This is a genomic window from Streptomyces sp. NPDC029014 (assembly GCF_055564695.1).
This window is the reverse complement of the sequence record NZ_JBVHVT010000040.1, coordinates 1-15,050: the sequence shown is the minus strand read 5'-3', so window position 1 is coordinate 15,050 and position 15,050 is coordinate 1. Positions and strand designations below refer to the sequence as shown.

Annotated in this window: 10 protein-coding genes; 4 read left to right on the top strand and 6 right to left on the bottom strand. The window is 75.8% G+C overall.

The window, feature by feature from the left end:
- Positions 1–10 precede the first annotated feature (10 nt).
- The 5 genes from ACZ4VL_RS22265 to ACZ4VL_RS22245 form a co-directional block, all read right to left on the bottom strand.
- Entirely contained in the window at positions 11–1,126 is a 1,116-nt protein-coding gene (locus ACZ4VL_RS22265) for a DegT/DnrJ/EryC1/StrS family aminotransferase (protein ID WP_468202557.1), read from the bottom strand.
- Entirely contained in the window at positions 1,123–1,920 is a 798-nt protein-coding gene (locus tag ACZ4VL_RS22260; protein WP_468202554.1) for an acetyltransferase, read from the bottom strand. Before ACZ4VL_RS22260 ends, ACZ4VL_RS22265 begins: the two co-directional genes overlap by 4 nt.
- On the bottom strand, positions 1,917–3,068 hold the full coding sequence (locus ACZ4VL_RS22255; RefSeq protein ID WP_468202551.1) for a DegT/DnrJ/EryC1/StrS family aminotransferase: 1,152 nt from the start codon (positions 3,066–3,068) through the stop codon (positions 1,917–1,919). The genes ACZ4VL_RS22260 and ACZ4VL_RS22255 overlap by 4 nt, the downstream gene beginning before the upstream one ends.
- Positions 3,065–4,063 carry an NAD-dependent epimerase/dehydratase family protein gene (locus ACZ4VL_RS22250; RefSeq protein WP_468202548.1) on the bottom strand — a complete coding sequence of 333 codons (999 nt, stop codon included), beginning with the start codon at positions 4,061–4,063 and terminating at the stop codon, positions 3,065–3,067. Before ACZ4VL_RS22250 ends, ACZ4VL_RS22255 begins: the two co-directional genes overlap by 4 nt.
- Positions 4,064–4,161: 98 nt before the next feature.
- Complete coding sequence (locus tag ACZ4VL_RS22245) at positions 4,162–5,262, bottom strand: Gfo/Idh/MocA family protein (RefSeq protein ID WP_361085220.1); 1,101 nt, start codon at positions 5,260–5,262, stop codon at positions 4,162–4,164.
- Between the two features lie 415 nt (positions 5,263–5,677).
- Between ACZ4VL_RS22245 and ACZ4VL_RS22240 the strand changes: the two genes are divergently transcribed.
- From ACZ4VL_RS22240 to ACZ4VL_RS22225, 4 genes are all read left to right on the top strand, one after another.
- Complete coding sequence (locus ACZ4VL_RS22240) at positions 5,678–6,607, top strand: glycosyltransferase family 2 protein (RefSeq protein ID WP_468202545.1); 930 nt, start codon at positions 5,678–5,680, stop codon at positions 6,605–6,607.
- A gap of 153 nt (positions 6,608–6,760) precedes the next feature.
- Positions 6,761–8,119 carry an MFS transporter gene (locus ACZ4VL_RS22235; protein WP_468202542.1) on the top strand — a complete coding sequence of 453 codons (1,359 nt, stop codon included), beginning with the start codon at positions 6,761–6,763 and terminating at the stop codon, positions 8,117–8,119.
- An 8-nt stretch (positions 8,120–8,127) separates the two neighbouring features.
- A complete protein-coding gene (locus ACZ4VL_RS22230; RefSeq protein ID WP_468202540.1) occupies positions 8,128–9,141 on the top strand; it encodes a TolB family protein in 1,014 nt (337 codons plus the stop codon).
- A gap of 91 nt (positions 9,142–9,232) precedes the next feature.
- Positions 9,233–9,781, top strand: coding sequence for a hypothetical protein (locus ACZ4VL_RS22225; protein WP_468202537.1), 549 nt, complete (start codon positions 9,233–9,235; stop codon positions 9,779–9,781).
- 33 nt (positions 9,782–9,814) lie between these two features.
- On the opposite strand, the gene ACZ4VL_RS22220 is transcribed toward ACZ4VL_RS22225, so the two are convergent.
- Complete coding sequence (locus ACZ4VL_RS22220; RefSeq protein WP_468202535.1) at positions 9,815–14,806, bottom strand: DNA-binding protein; 4,992 nt, start codon at positions 14,804–14,806, stop codon at positions 9,815–9,817.
- Between the last annotated feature and the right edge of the window lie 244 nt (positions 14,807–15,050).

The window sequence follows — 15,050 nt, the reverse complement described above, 5'->3', positions numbered from 1 at the left end:
CTCTTTTGCGTCAGCGCAGGGCGTTGGTGAACGCTTCCACGACCCGCTGCTGTTGGGCGGCGGTGATCTGTGGGAAGAGCGGGAGCGAGAGCATCCGGTCCGCGGCCTGCTCGGCGTGCGGGAAGTCCCCGCGGCCGTGCCCGAGGTGGGCGAAGGCCGGGGTGAGGTGGACGGGGGCCGGGTAGTGCACGCCGGCGCCGATGCCCTCGGCGTTGAGCTTGCCGACGACCTCGTCCCGGTCGGCCCCGCTGATGCGGACGACGTACAGGTGCCAGACGTGGACGTTGCCCTCCGCGGTGGCGGGCAGGGTCACACGGCCGGCGGCGGCCAGGTCGCCGAGCAGTTCGCCGTAGCGGGCGGCGGCGGCGCGGCGGGCGGCGTTCGCGTCGGCGAGCCGGGACAGTTTGGCCCGCAGCACCACGGCCTGGAGGCCGTCGAGGCGGCTGTTGAACCCGGCGACGTCGTGCCGGTACTTGGCGGTGCCGCCGTGGTTGGCCAGGGCCCGGACCAGGCCGGCCGCCTCCTCGTCGTCGGTGACGACCGCCCCGGCGTCCCCGTACGCGCCGAGGTTCTTGCCCGGGTAGAAGCTGGTCGCGGCGATCGTTCCGCTGCCGGCCGGGCGGCCGTCCCGGGTGGCGCCCTGGCTCTGGGCGGCGTCCTCGACGATGCGGGCCCGGGTGGGCAGGTGTGCGGCGAGTTCCGCGGCGGGGGCGCACTGTCCGTAGAGGTGGACGGGGACCACGGCGCGGGTCCTCGGGCCGACCGCGTCGAGGGCGGCCTGCGGGTCGATCAGCAGGGTGTCGGGGACGCAGTCCACGAGGACCGGGCGGGCGCCGATCCGGTTCACGGCGCCGGCGGTGGCGATGAAGGTGTTGGCGGGCAGCACCACCTCGTCCCCGACGCCGACGCCGACGGCCCGCAGGGCGAGTTCGAGGGCGTCGGTGCCGTTGGCGACGCCGACGCAGTGTGCGACGCCGGCGAAGTCGGCGTACTCGCGCTCGAAGGCGCGGACCTCTTCGCCACCGATGAAGGCGGTGTCGGCGAGCACACGGTCGAACCCGGCGCGTAATTCGTCCGCGATCTCGGCGTGCGCGGCCTTGAGGTCGACGAGCGGTATCTGGTTCATCGGGCTGTGCTCCCCATCCGTGTCCCCGGCCGGTGGCCGGTCTCCTTGCCGTCGGCCCAAGCCCGGTCGGCCCGTGCCCCGTCGGCCCGCAGTTCGTCGAGGGCCGGGGCCCCCGCCTCGCGCAGCCGGCGGGCCGGGCTGCCGGCCCAGACCTCCCCGGGCGGCACGTCGGCGAGGACCGTGCTCCCCATACCGGTCAGCGACCAGGCGCCGACCGTGGTGTACTCCCGGACCAGGGCGCCCGCGCCGACGTACGCCCCCCGGCCCAGCCACACGCCGCCGCCGAGGCGGACCCCGGAAGCGAGCGTGGCGAAGTCCCCGACCGTGTCGTCGTGGGTGAGGACCGCGTGCGGCATGACCGCCACGTGCGCGCCCACGCGTACGGCGGCGGTCAGCGCGCAGTGCGCGAGCAGCACCGTGCCGGGGCCGAGCACCGAGGAGGCCGAGACGGCGGCCGTGGGGTGGACCACGGTCGCGTAGCGGTCCTCGGGCAGGTCGAGGCGGCGCACCAGGCGGGCCCGTACCCCATAGTCGTGCGGGCTGCCCACGCAGACCACGACCCTGGTGGCGGCGGGCAGCCGGTGCACCAGGTCGCAGTCGCCCAGGACGGGTACGCCGTCGACCTCCCGCCCGTGCAGGGCCGGGTCGTCGTCCAGGTGCCCGGCCAGCCGCCAGCGGGGGGCGCGGCCGTGCGCCACGTCGGCGGCGGCCGCGTCCCGCACCGCCTGGGCGGTCTCGCGGGCGAAGCCGCCCGCGCCGACGATCAGCAGGTCCTCGGTGGCGGGCCCGGTCATCCGCCGGCCTGCCCGCGCAGCACGGCCACGACCCGGTCCTGCTGCTCGTGCGTCATCGTGTGGAACAGGGGCAGGATCAGCGAGTCCCGGGTGATCCGTTCGGTGACGGGCAGCGGCGCCGCGGCGTGTCCGGCGTACGCGGGCTCCAGGTGCGCGGCCATGATCCCGCGGCGGGCCGAGATACCGGACTCGGCGAGCACGGCGAGCAGTTGGTCCCGGCCGACCGGGAAGTCCTCGCCGAGCTGGACCCAGTACGACTGGAAGTTGCCCTCGCCGTACTCGGGGTCCCGGACGGCGCGCAGCCCCGGGATGCCGTCGAGGAGGCCGGCGTACCGGGCGGCGAGGGCCCGCCGGCGGGCCACGATCTCTTCGAGCCTGCCCAGTTGCACCAGGCCGACCGCGGCCTGGATGTCGGTCATCCGGTAGTTGTAGCCGACCTCCAGGTAGCTCTCGGCGATCGGTGTGCTGCTGGCGTGCCGCTGCGCGGCGGACACGTTCATGCCGTGCTCGCGCAGCCGGCGCAGCCGCTCGGCCCAGGCGGCGTCGTCCGTGGTGACCATGCCGCCCTCGCCGGTGGTGATCACCTTGCGGGGGTGGAAGGACCAGGCGGCGATCAGGGCGCCGTGGCCGACGGACTTGCCGCCGACGGTCGCGCCGATGCCGCAGGCGGCGTCCTCCAGGAGGGCGACGCCCCAGTCGGTGCAGGCGGCGCGCAGGGCGTGCACGTCGGCGGGGACGCCGCCCTGGTGGACGGCGAGGACGGCCCGGGTCCTCGGGGTGCGGACGGCGTCGACGGTGGCCGGGGTGAGGTTGCCGGTGGCCTCGTCGACGTCGGCGAAGACGGGGTGCGCTCCGACGTAGCGGACGGCGTTGGCGGTGGCGATGAAGGAGAGGGAGGGGACGACGACCTCGTCGCCGGGGCCGAGGTCGAGCGCGATCAGGGCCAGGTGGAGGGCGGTGGTGCACGAGCTGACGGCGATGCCGTGCTCGGCGCCGACGCGGTCGGCGAAGGCCCGCTCGAACTCGGCGACGCGGGGGCCCTGGGCGACCCAGCCGGAGAGCACCGCGTCGGCGGCGGCGCGGGCCTCCTCCTCGCCGAGCCAGGGGATCATGACGGGGATGCGGGCGGGGGTGTCCGGGGCGCTCATCGGGCTGCCTCCTGGCCTGCGGCGGGGTCGGCGGCGCGCTCGGCCCGCCACCAGTCGACGAGGTCCCGCAGGCCGTCGGGCAGGTCGATGCGGGGGGTGAAGCCGAGGCGTTCGACGGCCCGCGTGGTGTCGGCGAGCCGGCGGGTGACGCCGTTGACGGCGCGGGCGGGCCCGTGTTCGGGTTCCAGTCCCTCGGCGTCCATGGCCCGGAGCAGGCCGAGGGCCAGCTCGCGCAGGCTGGTCTCGGTGCCGCTCGCGACGTTGAACACCTCGTCGGTCAGGTCCGATTCGGCGGCCAGCAGGTTGGCCCGGGCGATGTCCCGGACGTGGACGAAGTCCATGGTCTGGGTGCCGTCGCCGAGGATCAGCGGGGGTTCGCCGGCGGCGATCCGCTCCATCCACCGGATCAGGACCTCGGTGTAGAGGCCGTGGATGTCCATCCGGGGCCCGTACACGTTGAAGTACCGCAGGGCCACGTAGTCCAGGCCGTACATGGCGTGGAAGCTGCGCAGCATGCCCTCGTTGAAGGCCTTGGCCGCCCCGTAGAAGGTGTCGTTGTTGTACGGGTGGTGGCGTTCGGTGGTGGGGAAGGACTCGGCCAGCCCGTACACCGAGGCCGAGGAGGAGGCGATCACCTTTCCCGCTCCTGCGGCGACGGCCGCCTCCAGTACGTTGAACGTGCCGTCGACCATCACCTCGTTGGCCAGTCGCGGCTCTTCCGCGCACTGGGTGATGCGGATGGCGGCCAGGTGGAACACCAGGTCGGCGCCCTCGGTCGCCTTGTGCACGGCGGCCGTGTCGCGGATGTCGCCCTCGATGACGTCCACCACGCCGCTCTGCAGGGCGCGGGCCAGGTTGGCCCGGCGGCCCCGTACGAAGTTGTCGAGGACGACGACCTCGCGGGCCCCGCCCTCCACCAGCAGGTCGACGACGTGCGAGCCGATGGTGCCCGCTCCGCCGGTGACCAGGATCCTCTTGTCTCGAACCTTGCTCAACGCCTTGCCCCCACTGAAGTCTGTCGTGCTTGCTGCGTGCCGGGCCCGCCGCGGGTGTGCGTCGCGGCGGGCCGTGGCGTGACGGTGCGGTCGAACGGTCAGCGTCCGGTGCGCAGTCCGACGACCGCGCCGCGGAATTCCAGGCTGCGGGAGGCCGCCTCCAGGATGTCGAGCACCTGGAGGCCGGCCCAGCCGTCGGTGAGCGGCCGGCGGCCCGTGCGGACGGCGGCGGCGAACTCCTCGACCATGCTGCGCAGGGCCTCCTTCTCGCCGATCGCGGGCGCCACCATGTCGCCGCTGCGGTAGGAGACGAGCATGTCGCGGCGCTGGGCCTCGCCGATCTCCTGCGGGGCGGTCAGCTCCACTCCGCGGTCGTAGACGGCGATGCGCTGGGCGGGGTTCAGGTCGTCCCAGACCAGGGTGCGCTTGGAGCCGCCGACCATGGTGGTGCGGACCTTCACCGGGGAGAGCCAGTTGACGTGGACGTGCGCTATGGCACCGGTGTTGAGCTGGAGGGTCAGGTAGGACACGCAGGACTGGCCGGCGCCGATCGGGTCGGCGCCGTGCGCGGCGACGGCCACGGGCCGGACCTTGTCGGGGAGGATGAAGTCGAGGACGGAGAGGTCGTGCGGGGCGAGGTCCCACAGGACGTCCACGTCCTTCTGGACCAGTCCCAGGTTGATCCTGACCGAGTCGAAGAACTGGATCTCGCCGAGTTCGCCGGAGCGGACCATCTCGCGGATGCGGACCGCCGCCGGGGTGTAGCAGTAGGTGTGGTCGCACATGAGGGTGAGGCCGCGCTTCTCGGCCTCGGTGACCAGTCGCAGTCCGTCCTCGTAGGTGGCGGCGAGGGGCTTCTCCACGAGGACGTGCTTCCCGGCGCGCAGGGCGGCCAGGGCGACGTCGAGGTGGGTGCCGGCCGGGGTCGCGACGGCGACCGCCTCGACGGCCGGGTCGGCGAGGACCGCCCGGAGGTCGGAGGTGGCCTGGACCGTGGAGTACCCGCCGAGGACCCGGCGGGCCCGGTCGACGTCCAGGTCGCACAGCCAGCGGAGCCGGAACTCGGGGCTGGCCTGGAAGTTGCGGACGAGGTTGGGGCCCCAGTAGCCCGCGCCGACGACGGCGACACCTAACGGCTTCTTCAGCCCCCCGCCTGCTGCTGCGGTGTCCTGCCCCGCGTCCTTCGCGGTGTCTTTCACAGTGTTCCCCTTCTCCGTTCCGCGCACGCCCGCGGGCGTGACGACAACCCATGGCGGGGACGCGTGCGAAGGAAGGGGGTGCCGTCGGCGGCGGGCCGGGCGCCTGCGCGACCCGTGCATGACCCGCCCAACGGTGATGGCCCCCCACGACCGATGCCCTACGTGTTCCACGTACTTCCGCCCCCCGGCCGGCCCCGGCACCCCACGCGCCGCTCCGGCCCACGGACGGGCAGCCAGTTTCCCCCCGGCCGCCGCACCCGCCTCTTCCCCAACTGCCCTGCTCCGGCGGGACATCAGCGCTGCCGAAGCACGCCGAATCCGGTCGGCTCCGTTCAATCTAGACCACCATCCCTACGGCCGGGGCGAGTTGGGGGAAACAGCAGGAGCGGAGGTTCGGCGCGTGCATACTTCCGGGGTGACCAGCATCGTGATACCGGCCCACAACGAGGGCCGGGTCATCGGCCGCCTGCTCGACGCGCTCCTGGCCGAGGGCCCGGAACCGGGCCGTCCGGCGCCCGACATCGTCGTGGTGTGCAACGGCTGTACGGACGACACCGCCGCGGTGGCGGGCGCCCGCGGCGACCGCGTCCGGGTGGTGGAGATCCCGACCCCTTCCAAACACGCGGCACTTCGCGCCGGGGACGAGCACGCGCGGGGCTTCCCCCGGCTGTACGTGGACGCCGACGTCGTCCTCGACGCGGCCGGGGCAAGGGCCCTGGCCGAGGCCTTCGCCGCCGGTCCGGAGCTGCTGGCCGCGGCCCCCGGCCGGGACATCCCGCTGTCCGGCTGCGCCTGGCCGGTCCGCGCGTACTACCGGGTCTGGCAGCGGCTCCCGGCCGTCCGCGAGGGGCTGTTCGGGCGCGGGGTGATCGCGGTGTCGGAGCGGGGGCACGCCCGGCTCGCCGCCCTGCCGCCGCTGATGGCAGACGACCTGGCCGCCTCGCTCGCCTTCGCGCCCGGGGAGCGCCGGGTGGTCGAGGAGGTGCGGGTGGTCGTGCGGCCGCCGCGCACCTGGGCCGACCTGATCCGGCGGAAGGTACGGGCGTCCACCTCGTCCGCCGAACTGGAGGACTTTCAGGCGCAGTCGGGGACGGGTGCCGGCATGCGATCAGGATCGGGGACGGGATCGGGGTCGGGGTCGGGGTCGGGCGCAACGCAGCCGGCGCCGTCCGCGCGCACGGGGGGTGGCGACCTGGGGGCGCTGCTGCTGGCCCAACCGGCGCTGCTCCCCGGCATCGTGGTCTTCGTCGTGGCGGCCCTCGCCGCCCGCCGGGGGTCCCGCAAGGCCATCCGGACCGGGGACTTCTCCACCTGGCTGCGCGACGAGAGCAGCCGGCAGGACTGACCCCCGCCGGGCGGATCACGGCCGAATCCCTTCGTAAGCCGCCCGGTTGGCCCGTACACCCACTAGGGTTCCCCTCGCGCGGACGAACGTACGTACCCGCGCACGGCCGCGTCCGCGCGGCCCGGACCGTCGGCATCGGGAGCGAACGAGCGCATGTACCTGGCGGACCGCTCCGCGCCCGGCGGCACCGAGGGCGCACCGGGCGGCGGGACCGTCCGGTCCCGCGCCGTCGCCCCGGCCGTGCTCGCGCTGGGCACGGTGAGCCTGATCACCGACGTCTCCTCCGAGATGGTCAGCGCGGTCCTGCCGCTCTACCTGGTCGCCGGACTGGGCCTGAGCCCGCTCGGCTTCGGCGCGCTGGACGGGCTGTACAACGGGGTCAGCGCACTGGTGCAGTTACTGGGCGGCCACCTCGCCGACCGGGTCCGCAACCACAAGCTGATCGCCGGCATCGGCTACGGCCTGTCCGCCCTGTGCAAACCGCTGCTGCTGCTCGCGCACAGCCTCGGCCCGGTGGGCGTGGTCCTCGCACTCGAACGCACCGGCAAGGGGCTGCGCACCGCCCCGCGCGACGCGCTGATCTCCCTGTCCACCCCGCCCGGGGCACAGGGCCGGGCCTTCGGCGTGCACCGCGCCATGGACACCACCGGGGCCCTGCTCGGCCCGCTCGCGGCCTTCCTCATCCTGGGCGCGGCGGTCGACGGGTACGACGCCGTCTTCGGGGTCAGCGGCTGCGTGGCCGTCCTCGGGGTGGTGGTGCTGGTGCTGTTCGTCCCGTCCGGCGGCGCGCCGACCGGCCCCGGACGGCACGCATCCGGATCCGCCGGCGCCGGTACGTCCGCCACCGCTGCACCCGGCACCGGTACGTCCGGCACCGGGCCCGCGAAGCCGGCGGCGGTCGGCCTGCGCGAGGCCCTGGCCCTGCTGCGGCTCCCCCGGCTGCGGGCCCTCGCGGCCTGCGCCGCCCTGCTGGGGCTGACCACCGTCAGCGACGCCTTCCTGTACCTGCTGCTCCAGGACCGCACCGGCATCGGCGAGCGCTGGTTCCCGCTGCTCCCCCTGGGCACCGCCGCGGTGTTCCTGTTGCTGGCCGTGCCCGCCGGCGTCCTCGCCGACCGGATCGGGCGCCGCGCGGTGTTCCTGACCGGGCACGCCCTGCTGCTCGCCGGGTACGGGCTGCTGCTGTGGACGCCCGCCTGGCCGGCCCTGCCGTTCCTGGTCCTCGCGCTGCACGGCATGTTCTACGCAGCCACCGACGGGGTGCTGCCCGCCGCCGTCGGCGCGGCCGTGCCCGCCCGGCTGCGGGCCACCGGGCTCGCCGTCGTCGGCACCGGCCAGGCACTGGCCCGCTTCGGCTGCTCGCTCGCCCTCGGCGGCGCGTGGACGCTGTGGGGTCCGGGCCCCGCGCTCGCCGCCGCCGCGGCCGGCCTGTGCTGCTGCGCGGCCGTCGCCGGCTTCGTACTCCGCCCGACGGGACCGGACGGTGCTCCCGCCCCGGCCCGACGCTCCTGAGGAACCCGATGACGCGCTCCCGCCGCCTGCTCGTACTCGTCCTGGCCGTGCTGCTCCTCGGGGGGCTCGCCGCCGTGCTGGTGGTGCGCGCCGCCGCCCGCACCGAGCGGACCCGGGAGGGCGACCCCACGGTCGCCGAGGGCCGGGTCACCCTGGACCGGCCGGACGGCCTGGCGTTCCTCAACGGCGCGCCGGGCCCGCACCGCGGGTCCGTCGTCTCGGTCGCGGCCAAGGCGCCGGAGGGCGGGCGGACCGCCTCGGGCCTGAACTGCAAGCGGTTCCACGCCGCCGCCGGCACCGGGGTGTGCCTGGCCTCCACGCCGGGCGCACTAGCCCAGGACAACCGGGCGGTCATCGTCGACGCGGAGCTGCGGCCGGTGCGCAGCTTCCCCCTCGCGGGCACGCCCTCCCGGGCCCGGGTGTCCCCCAGCGGTCGGTTCGCCGCGTGGACCGTCTTCGTGTCCGGGGAGTCGTACGGGTCGGCGTTCTTCTCCACCCGTACGGCGATCGCGGACACCCGCAGCGGAACGCTGGAGGCGGACCTGGAGAAGTTCGCCGTCGTCGTCGACGGCAAGCCGTACACCGCGGCGGACGTGAACTTCTGGGGCGTCACCTTCGCCAAGGACGACGACACCTTCTACGCCACGCTCGGCACGGCCGGCCAGACGTACCTGGTGAAGGGCTCGATCGGGCAGCGCAGCGTCACCGCCCTGGCCAAGAACGTCGAGTGCCCGTCGCTGTCGCCCGACGAGACGCGGATCGCGTACAAGAAGCGGGTGCAGGGCGGGGCGCAGCTGTGGCGCGAGCACGTCATGGACCTGCGGACCCTGCGCGAGCACCCGCTCGCGGAGAAGCACAGCGTGGACGACCAGGCCCTGTGGCTCGACGACCGCACCGTGGCCTACGCCCTGCCCGCGGACGGGGCGGCGGACACCTCGGACCTGTGGACGGTCCCGGCGGACGGCTCGGGCGCACCCCGCCTCCTCGCCCCGGCCGCCTCCTCCCCGACCCGCCTCGGCTGACGGCGGCCGTGGCCGGATCCGCTCCCCCGCGGGCTCGTCGGGTGGTAGGTGTGCTGGTCGCTCGGTGTCGTCCGCAGGACGGGGGGAAGTGATGGCGGAAGGGGAGCCCGGGGCCGGCGGCGTGGGCCGCGCCGACGGCAGTGCCCAGATGCGGCACCTGACCACGGAAGTGGAGAAGATCGCCGCCGAGGCCAGGACCGGCGCGCAGCGGGCGCAGCGCCGCAGCAAACTCTGGAACGCCACCCACCTCGTCCTGGGCTTCCCGGCGGCGGTCCTCGCCGTGTTCTCCGGGGCGGCGGGGCTCGCCTCGGCCGACGCCCGGGTGCCCGCCGCCGTGCTGGCGCTGCTGGCCGCCGGGTTCTCCGCCGGGGCCGCGTTCCTGCGCGCCGAGGCACGCCAGATGGCCAATCTGCGTCGGCGGTACGCCTGGCAGGAGGTGGAGGTCCGGGCGAACCTGGCGCTGGCGCGGGAGGCGTACCTGGGCGAGGACGACCTGTACGCGGCACTGTCGCAGCTGCTCGAACTGCGCAGGGCCGTTCCGTCGAGTGCGATCGTCCTGGCCGAACTGGCCGCCCCGGCGGCGCCGGCGGTACTCCCGTCGGCCGTCCCGCCGCCGGCGGGGCCGCCGCCCGGGGGGTGAATCCGGCCCCTGGCGCCGCCGGGCGGGCCGGGGTCAGCGGCGGCGGCCGCGTCGTGTCTTCAGCTCGCCGAACCGGGGTGCGTCGCCTTCGCGGACGCGCTGCCAGGCGCGCCGGTAGAGGTCCGCGACCGGTTCGACCGGCACCAGGACGCCGAGGAGCGGCGCCCGCCCGGCGAGCAGCTCGTACATCGGGGCCTTCCACTCCTCCAGCGGCAGCCAGGGCGAGGCCGGCTCCACCCAGCCGCCGGGGAGGAACAGGGTGCGCCCGGCCCGGGTGCGGGCGGCCGTCACCACCAGGTCGGTGGCGGCCAGTTCGGCGCGGGCCGCCTTCAGCCGGGCCGGCTTCCAGCCCGTCCACCGGGCCGTGTTCCGGTCCGTGGGATCCGCCATCGCCAGCAGCATCAGGTACAGCACCGCCGCATCCCCGCCCAGCCCGTGCGCGGCCCGCACCTCGGCCACCAGTTCCGGCACCGACCGGCCCGGATCCTGCGGCCACCACGTACCGTCCTCGTCCACCACACCCGCCGCCGGCGCGCCCGGGTCGGCGAGCAGCGCCGCGAACCGCGGGTCGTGGACGCAGCGCAGGGCGGTCTCCACGGGGTACGGCCGCTGGTCGGTGCGGCGCAGCAGCGGCAGGTACGGGTCGCTGCCGGTGGAGTCCAGCAGGGTCGGGCGCAGCGCCGGCCGGGACGCGCCCTCGGTGCGGGGCAGGACCACCGCCCCGTACTCCTCGAAGTGCTCGGCCGTGCGGGTCGGGGCGCCGGCGGCCGTGCGGAACTCGGCCGCGCTCGTGTACGCGCCGACCTCCAGGAGTAGTTCCGGGGCCGCGAGCCGTTCCCGTACGGCGGTGAGCGCCGCCGGCAGGAGGGCCCGGACCGGGTCGCCGGCCGGCAGCCGGTGGGCCAGCCAGGCGACCATGGCCACCGCTCCGGTCAGCACGTCCGCGGAGAACGCCTCGGCGTCGGGGGCCGCGTGCACCGCCCGGCCTTCCTTCACCTCCCAGGGCGCGTCGGTGCTCAGCTGCGGGGCGGCGGCCGGATCGAGCACCGCGGGCAGGGAGCGCAGGGCGGGCCAGCGGGAGACGACCTCCCGGTGGGACTCGGCGGTCAGCCGTTCGGGGACCGGGACGCGGCGGCCGACCCGCTGGTTCCACACCGCGGCGGCCGCGGCCGCGTCGGGGCCGTCGGTCCACAGCCGGGCCGGGTCGGCGGGCAGCAGGGCCGCGACGAGGGAGCGGCGCAGTTCGGCGCCCAGCCGCCTGAGGTCGTCGCGGGCCACGGCGGCGTCGCCGGCCTTGACGCCGATCGCGTCCCGCTGCCCGGCGGTCAGGAAGCTGCGCTCGTGGTGGTCGACGGCGGGCAGACCGGCGACGACCAGCCGGGCCAGGGTGGCGGACACGCCGGTGAGCCGGGCGAACTCCTCGGCGGCCGCGGGCAGCCAGGGCGCGGGGCCCCGCTCCGCGGCCCCGTCGAGGAAGCGGGTGAGCCAGTCGGGGTCGCGTGCCGGGTCGCCGAGGGGGCTGTGGCGGCACGGGGTGTAGGGCTCGGGCACGGTGAACCGGCCGGCGGGGTCGTACTGCACGGCGGCGAGCTCGTAGCCGTCGGCCTTCGCCGTGCAGTCGCGGCCGGTGGCGAGGAAGGCTCCGCCGCCGAGGGGCAGGACGCTGCTGTGGTACGGGTGGCGAGCGGTGACCGGCTTGTTCAGGAGTTCGCGCTGGGCCAGGTGGACCCGGGCGAGCCGCCACCGGCCGGCGGCCGCAGAGGCCATGCCCAGCCCGTCGACGCGGCGCAGCAGGGCGAGGAGGGCCTGCCGCTGCTCGTCGGTGGTGGCCGCGGCGACGGCCCGGTAGGCGAGGGCGGCCGGCTGCTCCAGCAGCTGGGTCCAGGGCAGGGCGGTGAACGGCAGGCCGGGCATCTCGGTGTGCAGCCGGCCGGGTTCGGCCTCCGCCCCGGTGTCCTGCGCCACCTCGGCGAGGGCGGACAGGACGCGGAACAGGCCGTCGGTCCGGCCACTGCCCCAGCCGTACTGACGGGCTCCGGTCAGGCCGGACAACGCCTCGTCCACCAGGTCGTCCCAGGGACCGGGCGGGGTGCTCCGGTCCGTCTCGTCCGGCGCGGCGGCGGCCGCGGCGATGCGCGCGGTGACGGCGTCCAGGGTGGCCCGCTGGTCGAGGGCGAAGCCGATCCAGTCGGCGACGCCCCGGACCAGTACGGGGTCGGTGACCTGCGGCAGCGCCTCCCGTACCAGGGCGGTCAGTGCGTCGGCGGCCCCGGTGGCGTCCGCGGGGCCTGCCGTCCTGCGGGCTGCGGCGGCCGCGGCGAGCAGCGCGGCCGCCGTGTCCCGGTCCGCCGTGCGCAGCGCCGCCGAGCCCTGCGGGTCGCGCGGGCGCAGGCAGAACCAGTGGGTGGCGGGCGGCAGCTCGTCCGTGCTGACGCCGGCGGCGGCGTACGGGGAGCGGGGGTGCGACTCGGTGGTGGCCATGCCCTCCGGGTCGGTGAGCCGGAAGCGGCCCCCGTGCGCGGACAGGGCGCGCGGGCGGTCGTCGCCGGGGAAGGTGACCGCGGCGAGCGGGAGTCCCTCGGGGAGGGTGACGGTCCGTCCGGCGGTGTCGCGGGCCCGGTGCCCCTGACCGGGGACGTCGACGACGCGCAGGCCGAGGAGGCCGTCGACGGGTGCGCCGAGCACCGAGTCCTCCACGGTGGGCGCGGGCCGCAGCCAGCTGCTGCCCGCGCACAGGGTGCTGCCCTCGGGGAGGCCGTGCAGGGGTTCGGCGAGGAAGCCGGGCAGGGAGCGCCGGCCCACTGCGTTCGCGGCGGGGTCGTACGCGGCCCAGCCGGCGGGCTCGTCCGTGCCGTCGTCCCAGACCCAGTAGGCGTGTCCGTCGGACAGGGTGGCGCGTTCCTCCGGGAGAGCGGTGTCGCCGCGGTGCAGGATGCCCGCGCCGGTGGTGAGACCGCCGTCGGCCAGGGGAAGGGCGGTGTACTGGAGGCTGAGGCGCCAGGGGTTCTCGCCCGGGTCCAGGGTGAAGATCCGGTCGGGGGCGGTGTGCCAGTAGCCCTGCACTTCTCCGCCGCCGTACCAGGGACGCCAGCAGACGAGCAGCGCGCCGTCGACGTAGTGGAAGCCGACGGAGCGCCGGGCGGTGCCGGGGGTCCGCAGGTCGTGGACGAGGACGGTGGAGTGCGCGTCGATGACGCGGACCTGTCGTTCGCCCGCCACGATCAGGTGGGGCCAGGCGCTGACCACGGTGAGGTCCGGCTCGTTGTGGCGCGGTGCCAATGCGGCGACCGCCTCCTCCCAGGCGGGCCAGACCAGTTCCTGGAACAGCCCCCCGTTCAGGGTGCGGGCCAGCAGGGCCTCGACGTCGGTGGCGCCGGCCGCGGCCACCTCCTCCTCGGCGAGGGCCAGTGCCCGGGCGGGGAGCCAGGTGAGGCGCTGGACCGCCTGCGGCAGGCCGGGCAGTCCGGTGTCCGCGCAGGCCCGGGCCAGCGCGCGCACCCATGCGGTGAGCATCGGGCGGCCGCCGGGTGACGCGGCCAGGTGGTGGACGATGTCCTGGGTGGTGCTGTTGTCGTGGCAGGCGTCCAGGGAGCGGTCGAAGGCGGGCCGGAACCGCTCGTCGGCGGCGACGCCCAGCAGGTCGCAGCGTTCCTCCGCCGCGGCCCAGCCGGCCAGGTCGAGCTGGTCCCGGTCCCCCGGGTCCTCGACGGGGATGCCGAGGGAGAGCAGCCGGTCGAGCAGGGCGAGGTCCTGGACGCCGATCTTCAGGGCGGCGTCTTCCCGGTGCGGCGCGGCGAGTTCGGTGCGCAGCCGGTCGGCGCAGCGCTCCACGAGGCGGATCAGGGGCGGGAGTGCGGGCCGGGTGCCCCAGCCGGAGTGTCGGGCGGCGTGGAACCGTTCCAGCCAGCCGGCGGCGCCGTCGGCGCAGTGCTCCTCGGGGGTGGGCGTCTCGCAGGCCAGTGCGGCGGTGGCGCCCGAATCCTCCAGGATGTCCAGCCACAGGGCGGACAGTTCGCCGTTCCCGTCCTCCTCGCAGGCGGGCACGAGGGACAGCAGGCCGGCGCGGACGGCGGGCTGCCGGCGGCCGAGGGCGATCAGCGCGGCCTCGTGGGTCTTCCACCAGGCGGTGTTCGCACGGGATACGGCGGGCAGGGGCAGCAGTTCGGCGAGGTACTCCTGCTCGGCGGTGGCCGGGTCGAGGCCGGCCGCGCGGGCGAGCCGGCGCAGGGTGACGGAGGCCTGGGCGGACGGGGTCATACCGCCGGCGGTGCGGCGTATGCACAGGCGGCGGAAGCGCGCGTACGCCTCCGGGGCGGGCAGGCGCGCCTCCAGGTCCTTGCCGTGGCCGGTGAGCACCCGTACCGGGAGGGCTCCGGCCAGCGCGAATTCGAGGAGGACGGCGTCGAGGCGGTCCTCGTCGACGGGGAGGCCGTGGCTGGTCTCGCTCTTGCGGGCGCGGGCGAGCAGCTGCGCCGCGAACGCGGGCTTGCCGTTGGCGAGGAAGACGCGCGCGGCCTCCTCGCAGACGACCGGCAGGAAGTGCGGCAGGGAGCCGGCCAGCCGCTCGGCCAATTCGTGGCCGGCGGCCAGGGCTGCCTTGGGCGCGGTCCCGGCCCGGCGGGCGATCCGCTCCAGTTCGGGGACGAGGGCCAGGGCGTGGTGCCCGTCCTGCGGGTGGTGGACCAGCAGCCATTCCGGGAAGCCGAGCTCCCGGCGGCGGCCGAGGCCGACGACGGCCGGTTCGCCGTCGGGCTGCAGGCCGAGGAAGCCGGCGGCGCGGTCCTCGGCGGCGCCCAGTTCGGCGGCGGAGAGGCGCACCACGACCCGGTCGTCGTCGGCGAGCCCGGGGTGGCGGTAGGCGCGGGCGGTGAGCTCCACGGCCTCGGGCCCGGCGCCTCCGGTGCCGTACGGGAGTACCGCGCCGGCCTTGAGGAGCAGTTCGGCCTCGCTCGCGCGGCCGGGCGGGTCCGCCGCGGTGCTGCGGGTGGCGCCGGTGGTGGTTGTGCTGGTGGTGTCGGTGGTCATGTGGTGCCGCCCCCTTCGGTGGTGTGGCCGAAGTACGGTGCGGCGGCCCCCGCGTGCCGCGCGTCACCCCCCGGGGTCGCGGTACGGAGTGGACCTTAGCGGCCCCCACCGACAGCGAAGGGGGGGGGGGGGGGGGGGGGGGGGGGGGGGGGATTCCGCCCCCCTCCCGGGAAGGCGGGGGGGTTGGGTGCGGGGGGGGGGGGGGAAAAGGAAAAAGAAAACCCACGCGCGTGCGATCCCCAAG